The sequence below is a fragment of the Pseudomonas sp. LS2P72 genome, from assembly GCF_054897865.1.
Window position 1 is genome coordinate 1174646 of sequence record NZ_CM142708.1, and the last position, 16628, is coordinate 1191273.

Sequence of the window (16628 nt, forward strand, 5' to 3'; positions counted from 1 at the left end):
TGAGTCGCTGAGGTTGCTACAAAACTGGCCATGCGCCAGTGAATTGGCGCCAGCTTAACAGACACTTCCTGCAATATTCGAGAATTTACCTACAGCGCAGCGGCATGCGTCGTAGGAAGGCGAGACGCCGTCAATCAAGGCCCCTGTGCTAAGCTGGCGACCCTTTTTTAGACAGTGGAGTCTTGGCGATGAAGGCACGCATCCAATGGGCTGGCGAAGCCATGTTCCTCGGCGAATCCGGCAGCGGTCATGTCGTGGTCATGGACGGTCCGCCCGATGCCGGCGGTCGCAACCTCGGTGTCCGGCCGATGGAAATGCTCCTGCTGGGTGTTGGCGGTTGCAGCAATTTCGACGTGGTCAGCATTCTCAAGAAGTCTCGTCAGGCTGTTGAAAGCTGCGAAGCCTTCCTCGAAGCCGAGCGCGCCACCGAAGATCCGAAGGTTTTCACCAAGATCCACATGCACTTTGTGGTCAAGGGCCGAGGCTTGAAAGAAGCCCAGGTCAAACGCGCCATCGAGCTGTCTGCCGAGAAGTATTGCTCGGCGTCGATCATGCTGGGTGCGGCGGGCGTAGAGATCACACACGACTACGAGATCATCGAGCTCGGTTGAATCGACATTCCCCAGATGACCGTGCTCAGGTGACCGAGCGTGTGAAACACGAAATGCTGGAAATCTTCTACGCGCGCAACATGCCGAACTGATTTTCTGCGAGCAAAAAGAAAGGGCGCTGAAAAAGCGCCTTTTTTGTGCTCAGTGTTTGGGATCAGATCCGATAAGTACTCTTGGTCATGACCTTGGCCATCAGGCTCATGCCGAACTTCACCGGTGCCGGGAAGCGGAATCCCCCAGCCTCCAGCGCGCTTTCGGCGTGGTGTTCTTCATCAATGCGCATCTGCTCGAGGATCGCCCGGGACTTTTCGTCCTCGGCTGGCAGTTGCTCAAGGTGTTCGTTGAGGTGTTTGCACACCTGATGCTCGGTCGCGGCAACGAAACCCAGGCTGACTTTATCGCTGATCAACCCGGCCACCGCGCCAATCCCGAACGACATGCCGTAGAACAGCGGATTGAGAATGCTGGTGTGGCTACCCAACTGTTTTATGCGTTGTTCGCACCAGACCAGGTGGTCGATTTCTTCTTCGGCGGCATGCTCCATGGCGGCGCGCACTTGCGGCAGCTTCGCGGTCAGGGCCTGACCCTGATACAGCGCCTGGGCACAGACTTCGCCAGTATGGTTGATGCGCATCAGACCGGCGACGTGCCGGGTGTCTTCGTCGCTCATTTGTGCATCCGGCTGAACGATAGCGGGTGAAGGACGGTACGGCTGACCACTGAAGGGCAACAAGGTACGCATCGCGGCATCCGCTTGCAGCAGAAGGCGGTCAATCGGCGAGTAGTGACGTTGGGTAGTCATGCTGACCTCCGGGAAGAATCTCGGCGGCCAGTTTAACCCAATCGGCCGGCGAAGGTTTGCGCTGGGTCATTGCGACGCAGGCTTCTTCTGTAGGAGCACAGCTTGCTGGCGATGGCGATTTCAATGACGCCATCGCCAGCAAGCTGTGCTCCTACAACGGAGGGTAATGAATCAGCCCGGCGGCCAATGCATCTGGCGCTGACCCAATACATGCATATGGATGTGATAGACGGTCTGCCCACCCAGTGGATTGCAATTCATGACCACGCGAAAGCCCTCTTCGCAACCCAGTTCCAGGGCCAGACGCTGGGCGGTGAACAGAATATGCCCAGCCAATGCCTTGTCGTCCTCGGTCAGGTCGTTAAGCGTGCGCACCGCTTTTTTCGGGATCACCAGAAAATGCACCGGTGCCTGTGGGGCGATGTCGTGGAAGGCCAGTACCTGGTCGTCCTCGTAAATGATCTTCGCCGGGATTTCCCGGTTGATGATCTTGGTGAACAGAGTATCCACAGCTTTTTCTCCGTTGTTTGGGCTGGCCTGAGTGTAACCATGGGTTATGCCCGAGCCCAGCCTTTTACCTTGAGGGTGCGATCAGCGCGGGCAGTAAGCCTTGTTGACCATGCCGGCGATTGTCCGGGTCAGCCAGCGCGAGCCGATCCGCGGCAGGAAGGCGCGCCAGCGGTTGCGTCGACCCGGAATAATGATGGCGCGATTTTTCTCCAGGGCCCGCACGGTGTAGAGCGCGACTTCCTCGGGGCTCATCAGCATTTTGCTGTCGACCAGTTTGCCGTTGTCCAATTGCGCGGTGCGGAAAAACGCCGTGCGGGTAGGGCCGGGGCAGAGCACCGACACCTTGACCGCGCATTTTTTCAGTTCGACGCGCAACCCTTCGGAAAAGTGCAGCACATAAGCCTTGCTGGCGTAATAAGTACTCATCCACGGGCCTGGATGGAACGCCGCCACCGAGGCGACATTCAAAATTTGCCCGCCGCCCTGCAGCGCCATGCTGTTGCCGATCGCGTGACACAGGCGAGTGAGCGCGAGGATGTTCACTTCGATCAGGTCCTGCTCGGTCATCCAGTCCTGAGCCAGAAAAGGGCCGCAGGTACCGATGCCGGCGCAGTTGACCAGCAAATCAATCTGCCGGTCACCTTCCTCCAGCTCCAGCAGAAAACCGGACAGCCGTAGCGGCTCGCCGAGGTCACAGGCTCGGAACAACACTTCCACGCCAAAACGTTGGGTCAACTCAATAGCAATAGTTTCCAGCTGATCACGCTGACGGGCCACCAGTATCAGGCTGCGGCCGCGTCGGGCCAACGCTTCGGCCATCGCCAGGCCGATGCCGCTGGAAGCGCCAGTGATCAGAGCGTAACGGGTCATGCATTTCTCCATCGCAACAGCTCCGCGCCGGCGACGCAGGTGTCACGGACGGGGAGCGCTGTTCATTCTTTGGCAGAGTCTACAGGGGGCTGGGCTGCTTCGGCTGCTTCGTCGGCCGAATTTGGCGCTGGCTCTGCTTCCACGGCGGTTTGATCTTCGATCTCTTCGGTGGTCACCGAGTCACTTTCATAGCTGTTCCGGGTGGCGCTTTCGTATTCACTCTGAATGGTAGTAAGACCTCCGGTCAGTCCTCCGATGAACAGGATCGCGATAAACACCAGCCACAATGAAGACAGGACCTTTACCGCGGTGCTGTTGGGCGGTGGTGGCGGACCGTATCGATTGGCGGTGTTATTACCTGGCGCGATCATCATCACGAACGGAAAAACGCTGCCCACGAACGGCACGAGAGTCAGCAGCCAGAGCCAGCCAGACCAGCCGATATCGTGCAGGCGCTGGACACTGAACTGAATGCTGACGAACGCGAGCGCCACGACGAGAATAAAGGCCAGCAAGCCACCGAGAATCAGGCCGGCGGTCGTGTCCGTAGTAATGAGGGCCAAGCCGAAAACAGCAAGCACAGCGCCAACGCCAAGGGTCACCAGCGTCAGCGACATCGTCCAGGCGAGATAACGCAAGCGGCCGATCCGACCCTCGAAGCTGAACGGCTTGAGTCTGGAAAATTCAGGCAAGGCTTCGCCAACGGTAGCCCGAGGTGGTGCGTAAGGGGATTCGGGATCTGCCGCGACGCCCGGGGCGTGTTCATGAACGTCGGACAGGTTCAGCTCGATCGAGGGTTCGGATTCAATCCGGGCATCGATACCGGTTTTGGTCAGTGCCTGGAGATAAGTCTGCGCATCGATTTGCGACAGGTCGCGTTTGAGCGCAACCGGCTTGCCACTGAACAGCCGCTCGATGGCAGCCACATCGCTTTTGAACAACTCGGCGAGATTGAGCTTGGCGGTGGTGACGTCAACACCTGGCAGTAGAGCGCCGTCGAACACGATCTTGAAACGGTTTTCGCTCATTGCTAGGCATCCTTGTCGTGTAAAGCCAGCCGGAATGGACTGGCCAAGTTTTCCTGTCAGCGTGGCCAGCGCTTGGGCAGCGCTGCCGCCAGCTCCAGTGCTTTGCGGTACTCGGCATCAAGGCGAGCGACCAATTGATCGACACTTGGCAGGTCATCGATCTCACCGACACCCTGGCCTGCGGACCAGACGGTTTTCCAGGCTTTGGCTTCATCGCTTATTGGCTTGAGTTTGGAGCCGAAGTTCACTTCGCCCTTGCCTTGCAGTGCGGCCATGTCGAAACCCGCAGCCTCAAGGCTTTGACGCATAAAGCTCGCCGGTACTCCCGACACCGCTGGAGTATGGACGATGTCTGCGGCTCTGGAAGTCAGCAGCATCTCTTTATAGGCGTCAGACGCATGACTTTCGGTGGTGCCGATAAATCGCGTGCCGAAGTAGGCCAGATCCGCACCAAGCAATTGTGCCGCGAGAATCTCGTGGCCGTGGTTGAGGCAACCGGCCAGCAGCAGGGTCTTGTCGAAGAATTGGCGGATCTCGGCAATCAGCGAGAACGGGCTCCAGGTTCCGGCGTGTCCACCGGCGCCTGCTGCCACCGCGATCAAACCGTCGACCCCGGCCTCGGCGGCTTTCTCTGCATGACGACGAGTCGTCACGTCATGGAACACCAGACCGCCATAGCTGTGCACTGCATCGACCAGTTCTTTCACGGCGCCGAGGCTGGTGATCACGATCGGCACTTTGTGCTCGATGCAGATCGCCAGGTCCGCTTGCAGTCGCGGGTTGGTGTTGTGGGCGATCAGGTTCACCGCATAAGGCGCTGGATTGTCCAATGTCGCCAATCCTGCTTCGATCTCTTCCAGCCAGGCCTTGAACCCGCTGCTTTCGCGCTGGTTCAGCGCAGGAAAGCTGCCCACCACGCCATTACGGCAGCAGGCGAGCACCAGTTGTGGGTTGGAGATCAGGAACATTGGCGCTGCCACCACAGGCAGACGCAAGCGTTGTTCAAGCAGAGCGGGCAGCGACATTGGAAGTACCCCGGTGAGTTGTGCTTATTGGAGTTAGAACGGCCGAACGACGACCAGAATTACAATAGCCAGCAATATCAGAACCGGCACTTCATTGAACCAGCGATAAAAGACATGGCTGCGGGTGTTCTCGCCACGGGCAAAACGTTTTACCTGGGCGCCGCACATATGGTGGTAGCCGATCAGGATCACCACCAGGGTCAGCTTGGCGTGAATCCACGCACCTTGACTGAATATGCTTGGGTTCAGGCCGATCAGTGCGATGCCGAAAATCAAGGTGGCGATCATCGCCGGCCCCATGATGCCGCGGTACAGCTTGCGCTCCATGATGCTGAAGCGTTCCTTGCTGACGGTGTCTTCGCTTTGGGCGTGATAGACGAACAGGCGCGGCAGGTAGAACAGGCCGGCAAACCAGCAGACCATGCTGACGATGTGAAGCGCTTTGAGCCACAGATAAAGCATTTTTAGTTATTCCCAGGTTCACGGTAGCCCGGATAGTAGAGGCTTGGAGCTCCGCACGTCACCTTGCCGGTTGTCGCAGGACGATACGCACCCTATTATCGACGGCTTTCCAGTGGGTTCGTTGAGGGCAGGTTTATGGTCAAGGTCGGTATCGTCGGCGGCACGGGTTACACCGGTGTCGAACTGCTGCGTCTGTTGGCGCAACATCCGCAAGCTGAAGTGGCAGTCATCACTTCCCGATCCGAGGCCGGTCTGGCCGTGGCTGATATGTATCCGAACCTGCGCGGTCATTACGATGGCCTGGCGTTCAGCGTTCCGGACATCAAGACGCTGGGCGCTTGCGACGTGGTGTTCTTCGCCACGCCTCACGGTGTGGCTCATGCCCTGGCCGGCGAGTTGCTGGCTGCCGGGACCAAAGTCATCGACCTGTCGGCGGACTTCCGTCTGCAAGACGCCGATGAGTGGGCCAAGTGGTACGGTCAGCCACACGGCGCGCCGGAACTGCTGGAAGAGGCGGTCTATGGCTTGCCGGAAGTCAATCGCGAGCAAATCAAGCAGGCCCGTCTGATCGCCGTGCCGGGTTGCTACCCGACTGCTACGCAATTGGGTTTCCTGCCATTGCTGGAAGCAGGTCTGGCCGACACCACGCGTTTGATCGCCGACTGCAAATCCGGCGTCAGTGGCGCCGGTCGTGGCGCGTCTGTAGGTTCGTTGTACTCCGAGACGTCGGAAAGCATGAAGGCTTACGCCGTCAAAGGTCACCGTCACTTGCCGGAAATCCGCCAGGGCCTGCGTCGCGCTGCGGGCAAGGACGTCGGTTTGACGTTCGTTCCGCACCTGACGCCAATGATTCGAGGCATCCACTCGACGCTCTACGCGACTGTCGTGGATCGCTCCGTGGATCTGCAGGCGCTGTTTGAAAAGCGTTATGCCAACGAACCGTTCGTCGATGTCATGCCCGCTGGCAGCCATCCGGAAACCCGCAGCGTGCGCGGTGCCAACGTTTGCCGTATCGCCGTGCATCGTCCGCAGGATGGTGATCTGGTGGTGGTGTTGTCGGTGATCGACAACCTGGTCAAAGGTGCGTCGGGTCAGGCGGTGCAGAACCTGAACATCCTGTTTGGTCTGGATGAGCGCTTGGGTCTGTCCCATGCAGGCATGCTGCCGTAAGGCTTTATCCTGCTCAGCAAAAAGGCCCGTTCGACGGGCCTTTTTGCATTCCGGGCTTACGATTGGGTTGATTGATATACCGTAACAATAGTTGACCGATTTTCTAGGAGAAGCGGATAATGCGCGTCATCACGCATTATGGCGGCGTAACGCCGGGAGATAGTTAGCATGAGCGTCGAATCCTTCACCCCCACGGCTTTGCAATTCACCCACGGTGCCGCGCACAAGGTGAAGAGCCTGGTCGATGAAGAGGGGAATGATCGCTTGAAGCTGCGCGTATTCGTTACGGGCGGCGGTTGTTCAGGTTTTCAGTACGGCTTCACCTTCGATGAAGAAGTGGCCGATGATGACACCATCGTCGAACGCGAAGGTGTGAGTCTGGTTGTTGATCCGATGAGTTTCCAGTACCTGGCAGGTGCCGAGGTGGATTATCAGGAAGGTCTGGAAGGATCGCGCTTCGTGATCAAGAATCCGAACGCCAGCACCACATGTGGTTGCGGCTCTTCGTTCTCAATCTGATCGCAAGTCACCGCATCACCAAGCGCCGCATGGCCTCAGGGCTCTGCGGCGTTTTGCTGTGCAGATTAAGCGGGGTAAATGGCGCCAAGTACGCGCAGGCCACGGGCGCCGGTGACGCTCGGGCGATTGGCAGCGATGCCTTCAAGGCAGCAATGGGCCAGCCAGGCGAACGCCATGGCTTCGACCCAGTCCGGGTCTACACCGTAAGCCGCGGTGCTGCTGACCTTGGTGTTTGGCAGCAAGCTGGCCAAGCGGTTCATCAGCGTGGCGTTGTGGGCGCCGCCGCCGCAGACCAACAGTTCCTGGGTATCTGATTGAGCGCTTTGCAGTGATTCGACGATGGTCAGGGCGGTCAGTTCGAGCAGGGTGGCCTGTACATCTTCGGCGGCGAAGCTCGGCAGTTTCGATAGATGTTGTGTCAGCCATGGCAGGTTGAACACTTCGCGGCCGGTGCTCTTGGGGCCTTTGGTCACGAAAAATGGATCGCTCAGCAGTTCTTTCAGCAGAACCGGTTCGACTTTGCCGCTGGCAGCCCATTGGCCATCGCGATCAAAGTTGTCTCCGCGTTGCTGGTGAATCCAGGCATCCAGCAGAACGTTTCCTGGACCGCAGTCGAAACCCGCAACAGGTTTGCCGGGTTCAATCAGGCTGAGGTTGCTGAATCCGCCAACGTTCAATACCGCGCGATTGCCTGCGCGCTCTTCAAACAACGCTTCGTGAAAGGCAGGGACCAGTGGGGCGCCTTGTCCGCCAGCCGCAACATCGCGGCTGCGAAAGTCGCTGACCACGGTGATGCCGGTCAATTCGGTCAGAAGGGCAGGGTTGCCAATCTGCACGGTGAAGCCGCGCGCCGGCTCGTGGCGAATGGTCTGGCCGTGGCTGCCAATCGCGCGAATGTCTTCGGGTTTCAGATTTTGTTGGTCGAGGAGGGTATGAATGCCCTTTGCTGCCAGGTTCACCCAGTTCTGCTGGGCGATGGCGGAGCGGGCAATCTCGTCCGGGCCGCTGGCGCACAAGCCAAGCAACTTGGTGCGCAGGGATTCAGGCATTGGGATGTAGTGCGTGGCAATCAGGTTGATCGTCGGAGTCAGCTCGATCAACGCAATGTCCAGGCCATCGAGGCTGGTCCCGGACATCACACCTATATAGAGCGTCATGGCTTAGCGCTTGCTCGAAGCCAGTTGCGTGGATTTTTCTTGATCCATGCGCGCCATCAGCGGTTGGCTCTGCGCGAGGAAACGTGCGCGCTCGGCTTTGGAGATCGGATCGGCCATCGCCACCTTTTGGCCTAGTGGGTCGACGTGCACGCCATTGACCTGGAACTCGTAATGCAAATGCGGTCCGGTGGAAAGTCCGGTGGTGCCGATGTAGCCGATCACCTGGCCTTGTTTGACGCTACTGCCAGTCCGCACGCCTTTGGCAAAGCCCTGCATGTGGCCGTACAGCGTGCGGTAGGTATTGCCGTGCTGGATGATCACGGTATTGCCGTAGCCGCCACGGCGACCGGCCAACAATACTTTACCGTCACCGGCTGCCTTGATTGGAGTGCCGCGCGGTGCTGCATAGTCGACGCCTTTGTGAGCGCGGATCTTGTTCAGGATCGGGTGCTTGCGGCCCATCGAGAATTTCGAGCTGATGCGGGCGAAGTCCACCGGGGTACGGATAAACGCCTTGCGCATGCTGTTGCCGTCAGCAGTGTAGTAGCTGCTGTTGCCTTGTTTATTGGTGTAACGCACGGCGGTGTAGGTCTTGCCGCGGTTAGTGAAGCGAGCGGAAAGGATAGGGCCGTTGCCGACAGCCTTGCCGTTGACGACCTTCTGTTCGTAGATGACATCGAATTGGTCACCCTGGCGAATATCCTGGGCGAAGTCGACGTCATAGCCAAACACGCTGGCCATGTCCATGGTCAGGCTGTGGGACAAACCGGCGCGTGCAGCGGACTGCGACAGCGAGCTGTTGATCACGCCATGAACGTAGGCAGAGCGCACGGTCGGCTTGGCGGTAATGCGGTTGAATGCATAACCCTTGTCATTCTTGGTCAAGGTGATGCTTTCGACGTCGCTGACCTTGCTGTGCAGGTTGGTCAGCTGGCCATCGGGGCTCAGTTCGAATTCGAGTTTCTGGCCATGTTTGAGTTGGCTGAACTGCCTGGCTTGTTTGTCGCTGGCCAGTACCTCATGCATCGAAGCTGCTGGAAGGCCGACTTTTTCAAACAGGGTGGAGAGGGTATCGCCTTTAGAAACGATCACTTCCCTGTGGTTTGGAGACTTTTTTTCTTCGATCACAGGCGCCGGCACTGGCGCGGCCTGAGCGGTTTCCTGGAGTTCTTCGGCGTCGTTTTCGATCTGCGCGAAAGGGGAAGCTGCTGGCTCATTTGTGGCTTGGACCGCTTCGGCAGCGTCTTGATCTTGTGTCAGTTGTTCAGCTGGGCTTTCCAGTTCAAGACTCAGGGTTGTCTTTTTGGCTTCAACATCACTGGAAGGAAATACCAGAAGCGCCAGGCTCAGAAGGGCGGCGATGCCACTTGCTGCGAGCAGGTGGGTCTTCGGGTAAAGCGGCGGCGCTTTAGACGATTCTTTGGTCATAGGTAATTTTTGACTTTGAAAAAGATGAATTGGAAAAGATGAATGACATGATGAAGATGAAATAACTGTATAAAATATAACCAAATCATCTCTGAAGCAAGTCCGCGAACGCTGTGTCCGTGGATTGACGTCCGTGCGCCGGGCAAAACTTGTATTTGACGCGCGATCTTGTATGGTTGGTTCCCTTTGAATTCGAGCCTTGCGGGTCTGTTATGAAGTCGGTTGAAGAACAGCTAGCGCTGATTAAACGTGGTGCGGAAGAACTGTTGGTCGAGTCCGAGCTGATCGAAAAGCTCAAGCGTGGCCAGCCGCTACGTATTAAGGCAGGCTTCGATCCGACCGCGCCGGATTTGCACCTGGGCCATACCGTGCTTATTAATAAGCTGCGCCAGTTCCAGGAACTGGGGCATCAGGTGATCTTCCTTATAGGTGACTTCACCGGGATGATCGGCGATCCGAGTGGCAAGAGTGCGACGCGTCCTCCTCTTACCCGCGAGCAGGTTCTCGAGAATGCCGAGACCTACAAGGCCCAGGTTTTCAAGATTCTTGATCCGGCGAAAACCGAAGTTGCGTTCAACTCCACCTGGATGGATCAGATGGGGCCGGCGGACTTCATTCGCCTGACTTCGCAGTACACCGTAGCTCGCATGCTTGAGCGCGATGACTTCGATAAGCGCTACACAACCAATCAGCCAATTGCCATTCACGAATTCCTCTATCCGCTGGTTCAGGGTTATGACTCGGTCGCCTTGCGCGCGGACGTCGAGCTGGGTGGCACTGATCAGAAATTCAACCTGTTGATGGGGCGCGAACTGCAGCGTGGATATGGTCAAGAGGCTCAGTGCATTCTGACCATGCCGCTGCTCGAAGGTCTGGATGGCGTGAAGAAGATGTCCAAGTCCTTGGGCAACTACGTGGGTATTCAGGAAGCGCCGGGTGTGATGTACGGCAAACTGGTATCCATTCCGGATGCGCTGATGTGGCGCTACTTCGAATTGCTCAGCTTCCGCTCCATGGATGAGATCAATGAGTTCCGTGCTGATGTCGAGGCGGGTGCCAATCCGCGTGATATCAAGATCAAGCTGGCCGAAGAGATCGTTGCGCGTTTCCATGGTGAAGAGGCTGCGGCCAATGCTCACCGTGCGGCGGGTAACCGGATGAAGGAAGGCGAGCTGCCGGACGATCTGCCGGAGATCGAATTGACTGCTACTGAAGACATGCCGATCGCTGCTGTCCTTAATAAGGCAGGCCTGGTCAAGAACTCGGCTGTCGCGCGGGACCTTCTAGGTTCTGGTGGTGTGCGTATAGATGGTGAGGTTGTCGATCGCACCTTTATATACGTACTGGGCGCGACCCATGTTTGCCAGGCCGGGAAGAAGGCATTTGCGCGTATTACGCTCAAATCCGAATAAAGCTCGAATTAGGTGTTGACGGCAGATTCTGGAAGTCTATAATTCGCCCCACTTCCGGCGCAGTCGAAACGGAAAACTCCTTGGTAAACAATGAGTTACGCAGTATTCGACAGTGAGTTGCTTCAGGTCATCGAAGCCCAGAAGGAGTTGATTGAGCGAGGTTGTTTGGCTCTTTTGACGATTCGATCTTCTCGGTCGAAAGCGGAACAAAAGAGGTGTTGACAGCAGCGAGTAACGCTGTAGAATTCGCCTCCCGCTAACGAGAGATCGCAAGCGCAAGTGGTTGAAGTTGCAAAGGAAACTTTGAAAACTTCGAAAAATAACCGCTTGACAGCAACAGAGGCTGCTGTAGAATACGCGCCTCGGTTGAGACGAAAGATCTTAACCAACCGCTCTTTAACAACTGAATCAAGCAATTCGTGTGGGTGCTTGTGGAGTCAGACTGATAGTCAACAAGATTATCAGCATCACAAGTTACTCCGCGAGAAATCAAAGATGTAACCAACGATTGCTGAGCCAAGTTTAGGGTTTCTTAAAAACCCAAAGATGTTTGAACTGAAGAGTTTGATCATGGCTCAGATTGAACGCTGGCGGCAGGCCTAACACATGCAAGTCGAGCGGCAGCACGGGTACTTGTACCTGGTGGCGAGCGGCGGACGGGTGAGTAATGCCTAGGAATCTGCCTGGTAGTGGGGGATAACGCTCGGAAACGGACGCTAATACCGCATACGTCCTACGGGAGAAAGCAGGGGACCTTCGGGCCTTGCGCTATCAGATGAGCCTAGGTCGGATTAGCTAGTTGGTGAGGTAATGGCTCACCAAGGCGACGATCCGTAACTGGTCTGAGAGGATGATCAGTCACACTGGAACTGAGACACGGTCCAGACTCCTACGGGAGGCAGCAGTGGGGAATATTGGACAATGGGCGAAAGCCTGATCCAGCCATGCCGCGTGTGTGAAGAAGGTCTTCGGATTGTAAAGCACTTTAAGTTGGGAGGAAGGGCATTAACCTAATACGTTAGTGTTTTGACGTTACCGACAGAATAAGCACCGGCTAACTCTGTGCCAGCAGCCGCGGTAATACAGAGGGTGCAAGCGTTAATCGGAATTACTGGGCGTAAAGCGCGCGTAGGTGGTTTGTTAAGTTGGATGTGAAATCCCCGGGCTCAACCTGGGAACTGCATTCAAAACTGACAAGCTAGAGTATGGTAGAGGGTGGTGGAATTTCCTGTGTAGCGGTGAAATGCGTAGATATAGGAAGGAACACCAGTGGCGAAGGCGACCACCTGGACTGATACTGACACTGAGGTGCGAAAGCGTGGGGAGCAAACAGGATTAGATACCCTGGTAGTCCACGCCGTAAACGATGTCAACTAGCCGTTGGGAGCCTTGAGCTCTTAGTGGCGCAGCTAACGCATTAAGTTGACCGCCTGGGGAGTACGGCCGCAAGGTTAAAACTCAAATGAATTGACGGGGGCCCGCACAAGCGGTGGAGCATGTGGTTTAATTCGAAGCAACGCGAAGAACCTTACCAGGCCTTGACATCCAATGAATCTGCTAGAGATAGCGGAGTGCCTTCGGGAGCATTGAGACAGGTGCTGCATGGCTGTCGTCAGCTCGTGTCGTGAGATGTTGGGTTAAGTCCCGTAACGAGCGCAACCCTTGTCCTTAGTTACCAGCACGTAATGGTGGGCACTCTAAGGAGACTGCCGGTGACAAACCGGAGGAAGGTGGGGATGACGTCAAGTCATCATGGCCCTTACGGCCTGGGCTACACACGTGCTACAATGGTCGGTACAGAGGGTTGCCAAGCCGCGAGGTGGAGCTAATCCCAGAAAACCGATCGTAGTCCGGATCGCAGTCTGCAACTCGACTGCGTGAAGTCGGAATCGCTAGTAATCGCGAATCAGAATGTCGCGGTGAATACGTTCCCGGGCCTTGTACACACCGCCCGTCACACCATGGGAGTGGGTTGCACCAGAAGTAGCTAGTCTAACCTTCGGGAGGACGGTTACCACGGTGTGATTCATGACTGGGGTGAAGTCGTAACAAGGTAGCCGTAGGGGAACCTGCGGCTGGATCACCTCCTTAATCGACGACATCAGCTGCTCCATAAGCTCCCACACGAATTGCTTGATTCATTGAAGAAGACGATAAGAAGCAGCCCTAACAGGTTGTAGCTTAGTTGGTTGGAACGCACCCCATGCTCTGAGGTAAGGAGCAGGGTGAGGTCGGCCTTAAAGCTCGAAATTGGGTCTGTAGCTCAGTTGGTTAGAGCGCACCCCTGATAAGGGTGAGGTCGGCAGTTCGAATCTGCCCAGACCCACCAATTTTGTGTGGGAACCTGTAGCAATACGGGGCCATAGCTCAGCTGGGAGAGCGCCTGCCTTGCACGCAGGAGGTCAACGGTTCGATCCCGTTTGGCTCCACCACTACTGCTTCTGTTTGTTGAAAGCTTAGAAATGAGCATTCCATCGTAGGATGGTGAATGTTGATTTCTAGTCTTTGGCTAGATCGTTCTTTAAAAATTTGGGTATGTGATAGAAAGATAGACTGAACGTTACTTTCACTGGTAACGGATCAGGCTAAGGTAAAATTTGTGAGTTGCTCTGTATGAGCAAGAATCGAATTTTCGGCGAATGTCGTCTTCACAGTATAACCAGATTGCTTGGGGTTATATGGTCAAGTGAAGAAGCGCATACGGTGGATGCCTTGGCAGTCAGAGGCGATGAAAGACGTGGTAGCCTGCGAAAAGCTTCGGGGAGTCGGCAAACAGACTTTGATCCGGAGATGTCTGAATGGGGGAACCCAGCCATCATAAGATGGTTATCTTAAGCTGAATACATAGGCTTAAGAGGCGAACCAGGGGAACTGAAACATCTAAGTACCCTGAGGAAAAGAAATCAACCGAGATTCCCTTAGTAGTGGCGAGCGAACGGGGACTAGCCCTTAAGTGGCTTTGAGATTAGCGGAACGCTCTGGAAAGTGCGGCCATAGTGGGTGATAGCCCTGTACGCGAAAATCTCTTGGTCATGAAATCGAGTAGGACGGAGCACGAGAAACTTTGTCTGAATATGGGGGGACCATCCTCCAAGGCTAAATACTACTGACTGACCGATAGTGAACTAGTACCGTGAGGGAAAGGCGAAAAGAACCCCGGAGAGGGGAGTGAAATAGATCCTGAAACCGTATGCGTACAAGCAGTGGGAGCCCACTTTGTTGGGTGACTGCGTACCTTTTGTATAATGGGTCAGCGACTTATTTTCAGTGGCGAGCTTAACCGAATAGGGGAGGCGTAGCGAAAGCGAGTCTTAATAGGGCGTCTAGTCGCTGGGAATAGACCCGAAACCGGGCGATCTATCCATGGGCAGGTTGAAGGTTGGGTAACACTAACTGGAGGACCGAACCGACTACCGTTGAAAAGTTAGCGGATGACCTGTGGATCGGAGTGAAAGGCTAATCAAGCTCGGAGATAGCTGGTTCTCCTCGAAAGCTATTTAGGTAGCGCCTCATGTATCACTGTAGGGGGTAGAGCACTGTTTCGGCTAGGGGGTCATCCCGACTTACCAAACCGATGCAAACTCCGAATACCTACAAGTGCCGAGCATGGGAGACACACGGCGGGTGCTAACGTCCGTCGTGAAAAGGGAAACAACCCAGACCGTCAGCTAAGGTCCCAAAGTTATGGTTAAGTGGGAAACGATGTGGGAAGGCTTAGACAGCTAGGAGGTTGGCTTAGAAGCAGCCACCCTTTAAAGAAAGCGTAATAGCTCACTAGTCGAGTCGGCCTGCGCGGAAGATGTAACGGGGCTCAAACCATACACCGAAGCTACGGGTATCACTTAGGTGATGCGGTAGAGGAGCGTTCTGTAAGCCTGTGAAGGTGAGTTGAGAAGCTTGCTGGAGGTATCAGAAGTGCGAATGCTGACATGAGTAACGACAATGGGTGTGAAAAACACCCACGCCGAAAGACCAAGGTTTCCTGCGCAACGTTAATCGACGCAGGGTTAGTCGGTCCCTAAGGCGAGGCTGAAAAGCGTAGTCGATGGAAAACAGGTTAATATTCCTGTACTTCTGGTTATTGCGATGGAGGGACGGAGAAGGCTAGGCCAGCTTGGCGTTGGTTGTCCAAGTTTAAGGTGGTAGGCTGGAATCTTAGGTAAATCCGGGATTCCAAGGCCGAGAGCTGATGACGAGTTACCCTTTGGGTGACGAAGTGGTTGATGCCATGCTTCCAAGAAAAGCTTCTAAGCTTCAGGTAACCAGGAACCGTACCCCAAACCGACACAGGTGGTTGGGTAGAGAATACCAAGGCGCTTGAGAGAACTCGGGTGAAGGAACTAGGCAAAATGGCACCGTAACTTCGGGAGAAGGTGCGCCGGTGAGGGTGAAGCATTTACTGCGTAAGCCCATGCCGGTCGAAGATACCAGGCCGCTGCGACTGTTTATTAAAAACACAGCACTCTGCAAACACGAAAGTGGACGTATAGGGTGTGACGCCTGCCCGGTGCCGGAAGGTTAATTGATGGGGTTAGCTAACGCGAAGCTCTTGATCGAAGCCCCGGTAAACGGCGGCCGTAACTATAACGGTCCTAAGGTAGCGAAATTCCTTGTCGGGTAAGTTCCGACCTGCACGAATGGCGTAACGATGGCGGCGCTGTCTCCACCCGAGACTCAGTGAAATTGAAATCGCTGTGAAGATGCAGTGTATCCGCGGCTAGACGGAAAGACCCCGTGAACCTTTACTATAGCTTTGCACTGGACTTTGAATTTGCTTGTGTAGGATAGGTGGGAGGCTTTGAAGCGTGGACGCCAGTTCGCGTGGAGCCAACCTTGAAATACCACCCTGGCAACTTTGAGGTTCTAACTCAGGTCCGTTATCCGGATCGAGGACAGTGTATGGTGGGTAGTTTGACTGGGGCGGTCTCCTCCTAAAGAGTAACGGAGGAGTACGAAGGTGCGCTCAGACCGGTCGGAAATCGGTCGTAGAGTATAAAGGCAAAAGCGCGCTTGACTGCGAGACAGACACGTCGAGCAGGTACGAAAGTAGGTCTTAGTGATCCGGTGGTTCTGTATGGAAGGGCCATCGCTCAACGGATAAAAGGTACTCCGGGGATAACAGGCTGATACCGCCCAAGAGTTCATATCGACGGCGGTGTTTGGCACCTCGATGTCGGCTCATCACATCCTGGGGCTGAAGCCGGTCCCAAGGGTATGGCTGTTCGCCATTTAAAGTGGTACGCGAGCTGGGTTTAGAACGTCGTGAGACAGTTCGGTCCCTATCTGCCGTGGACGTTTGAGATTTGAGAGGGGCTGCTCCTAGTACGAGAGGACCGGAGTGGACGAACCTCTGGTGTTCCGGTTGTCACGCCAGTGGCATTGCCGGGTAGCTATGTTCGGAATAGATAACCGCTGAAAGCATCTAAGCGGGAAACTAGCCTCAAGATGAGATCTCACTGGGACCTTGAGTCCCCTGAAGGGCCGTCGAAGACTACGACGTTGATAGGTTGGGTGTGTAAGCGCTGTGAGGCGTTGAGCTAACCAATACTAATTGCCCGTGAGGCTTGACCATATAACACCCAAGCAATTTGCGTCGAAAGGCCAGATTGCGGTGTGTGAAGACGCAATGAACCG

General features: G+C 55.7%; 12 protein-coding genes, 2 tRNA genes, 2 rRNA genes and 1 pseudogene. 9 read left to right on the forward strand and 8 right to left on the reverse strand.

All coding sequences use genetic code 11. From position 1 onward, the window contains the following. Positions 1-188: 188 nt before the first annotated feature. Positions 189-611 carry an OsmC family protein gene (locus ACYZUA_RS05310; RefSeq protein WP_008061600.1) on the forward strand — a complete coding sequence of 141 codons (423 nt, stop codon included), beginning with the start codon at positions 189-191 and terminating at the stop codon, positions 609-611. A gap of 8 nt (positions 612-619) precedes the next feature. Beyond that, positions 620-703 (forward strand): annotated as a pseudogene (locus ACYZUA_RS05315) (adenosylmethionine decarboxylase); the annotation flags it as partial. A 62-nt stretch (positions 704-765) separates the two neighbouring features. On the opposite strand, the gene coq7 reads toward ACYZUA_RS05315, so the two are convergent. The 6 genes from coq7 to hemJ all read right to left on the reverse strand — a co-directional run bounded on the left by coq7 (position 766) and on the right by hemJ (position 5308). Continuing rightward, the gene (coq7, locus tag ACYZUA_RS05320; RefSeq protein ID WP_008147238.1) at positions 766-1413 is read right to left on the reverse strand and encodes a 2-polyprenyl-3-methyl-6-methoxy-1,4-benzoquinone monooxygenase; all 648 of its coding nucleotides are present in this window, start codon (positions 1411-1413) and stop codon (positions 766-768) included. Between the two features lie 171 nt (positions 1414-1584). Then, complete coding sequence (locus ACYZUA_RS05325) at positions 1585-1923, reverse strand: histidine triad nucleotide-binding protein (protein WP_008147240.1); 339 nt, start codon at positions 1921-1923, stop codon at positions 1585-1587. An 81-nt stretch (positions 1924-2004) separates the two neighbouring features. Further along, positions 2005-2793 carry an SDR family NAD(P)-dependent oxidoreductase gene (locus ACYZUA_RS05330; RefSeq protein ID WP_461962329.1) on the reverse strand — a complete coding sequence of 263 codons (789 nt, stop codon included), beginning with the start codon at positions 2791-2793 and terminating at the stop codon, positions 2005-2007. 62 nt (positions 2794-2855) lie between these two features. Then, positions 2856-3821, reverse strand: coding sequence for a DUF805 domain-containing protein (locus ACYZUA_RS05335; protein WP_461962330.1), 966 nt, complete (start codon positions 3819-3821; stop codon positions 2856-2858). Positions 3822-3877: 56 nt separating this feature from the next. After that, a complete protein-coding gene (locus ACYZUA_RS05340; protein ID WP_461962331.1) occupies positions 3878-4846 on the reverse strand; it encodes an NAD(P)H-dependent flavin oxidoreductase in 969 nt (322 codons plus the stop codon). A gap of 33 nt (positions 4847-4879) precedes the next feature. Beyond that, positions 4880-5308, reverse strand: coding sequence for a protoporphyrinogen oxidase HemJ (gene hemJ, locus ACYZUA_RS05345; protein ID WP_046045400.1), 429 nt, complete (start codon positions 5306-5308; stop codon positions 4880-4882). A gap of 135 nt (positions 5309-5443) precedes the next feature. Between hemJ and argC the strand changes: the two genes are divergently transcribed. Further along, positions 5444-6478, forward strand: a complete 1035-nt coding sequence (gene argC / locus ACYZUA_RS05350; RefSeq protein ID WP_046045401.1) for an N-acetyl-gamma-glutamyl-phosphate reductase — start codon at positions 5444-5446, stop codon at positions 6476-6478. Positions 6479-6646: 168 nt separating this feature from the next. After that, positions 6647-6997, forward strand: a complete 351-nt coding sequence (erpA, locus tag ACYZUA_RS05355) for an iron-sulfur cluster insertion protein ErpA (protein WP_007947969.1) — start codon at positions 6647-6649, stop codon at positions 6995-6997. A gap of 65 nt (positions 6998-7062) precedes the next feature. Here erpA and ACYZUA_RS05360 read toward each other — a convergent pair whose 3' ends face one another. Continuing rightward, a complete protein-coding gene (locus tag ACYZUA_RS05360; protein WP_461962332.1) occupies positions 7063-8154 on the reverse strand; it encodes an anhydro-N-acetylmuramic acid kinase in 1092 nt (363 codons plus the stop codon). Positions 8155-8157: 3 nt separating this feature from the next. Continuing rightward, positions 8158-9582 (reverse strand): peptidoglycan DD-metalloendopeptidase family protein, encoded by a 1425-nt coding sequence (locus ACYZUA_RS05365; RefSeq protein ID WP_461962333.1) that lies wholly within the window; start codon positions 9580-9582, stop codon positions 8158-8160. Between the two features lie 212 nt (positions 9583-9794). Between ACYZUA_RS05365 and tyrS the strand changes: the two genes are divergently transcribed. From tyrS to ACYZUA_RS05390, 5 genes are all read left to right on the forward strand, one after another. Further along, a complete protein-coding gene (gene tyrS, locus ACYZUA_RS05370; RefSeq protein WP_461963884.1) occupies positions 9795-10994 on the forward strand; it encodes a tyrosine--tRNA ligase in 1200 nt (399 codons plus the stop codon). Between the two features lie 552 nt (positions 10995-11546). Then, a 16S ribosomal RNA gene (locus tag ACYZUA_RS05375) occupies positions 11547-13085 on the forward strand. Between the two features lie 161 nt (positions 13086-13246). Continuing rightward, positions 13247-13323 (forward strand) — tRNA-Ile (locus ACYZUA_RS05380). A gap of 27 nt (positions 13324-13350) precedes the next feature. Continuing rightward, positions 13351-13426, forward strand: a tRNA-Ala gene (locus ACYZUA_RS05385). Between the two features lie 248 nt (positions 13427-13674). Next, positions 13675-16566, forward strand: a 23S ribosomal RNA gene (locus tag ACYZUA_RS05390). Together the 16S and 23S rRNA genes with 2 tRNA genes alongside form the textbook arrangement of a ribosomal RNA operon. Positions 16567-16628: the final 62 nt, after the last annotated feature.

Coding starts and splice junctions, on each gene's coding strand:
- erpA (WP_007947969.1), top strand. CDS start 6,647: ATGAGCGTCGAATCCTTCACCCCCACGGCTTTGCAATTCACCCACGGT.
- ACYZUA_RS05335 (WP_461962330.1), bottom strand. CDS start 3,821: ATGAGCGAAAACCGTTTCAAGATCGTGTTCGACGGCGCTCTACTGCCA.
- ACYZUA_RS05330 (WP_461962329.1), bottom strand. CDS start 2,793: ATGACCCGTTACGCTCTGATCACTGGCGCTTCCAGCGGCATCGGCCTG.
- coq7 (WP_008147238.1), bottom strand. CDS start 1,413: ATGACTACCCAACGTCACTACTCGCCGATTGACCGCCTTCTGCTGCAA.
- ACYZUA_RS05310 (WP_008061600.1), top strand. CDS start 189: ATGAAGGCACGCATCCAATGGGCTGGCGAAGCCATGTTCCTCGGCGAA.
- ACYZUA_RS05360 (WP_461962332.1), bottom strand. CDS start 8,154: ATGACGCTCTATATAGGTGTGATGTCCGGGACCAGCCTCGATGGCCTG.
- tyrS (WP_461963884.1), top strand. CDS start 9,795: ATGAAGTCGGTTGAAGAACAGCTAGCGCTGATTAAACGTGGTGCGGAA.
- ACYZUA_RS05365 (WP_461962333.1), bottom strand. CDS start 9,582: ATGACCAAAGAATCGTCTAAAGCGCCGCCGCTTTACCCGAAGACCCAC.
- ACYZUA_RS05340 (WP_461962331.1), bottom strand. CDS start 4,846: ATGTCGCTGCCCGCTCTGCTTGAACAACGCTTGCGTCTGCCTGTGGTG.
- argC (WP_046045401.1), top strand. CDS start 5,444: ATGGTCAAGGTCGGTATCGTCGGCGGCACGGGTTACACCGGTGTCGAA.
- hemJ (WP_046045400.1), bottom strand. CDS start 5,308: ATGCTTTATCTGTGGCTCAAAGCGCTTCACATCGTCAGCATGGTCTGC.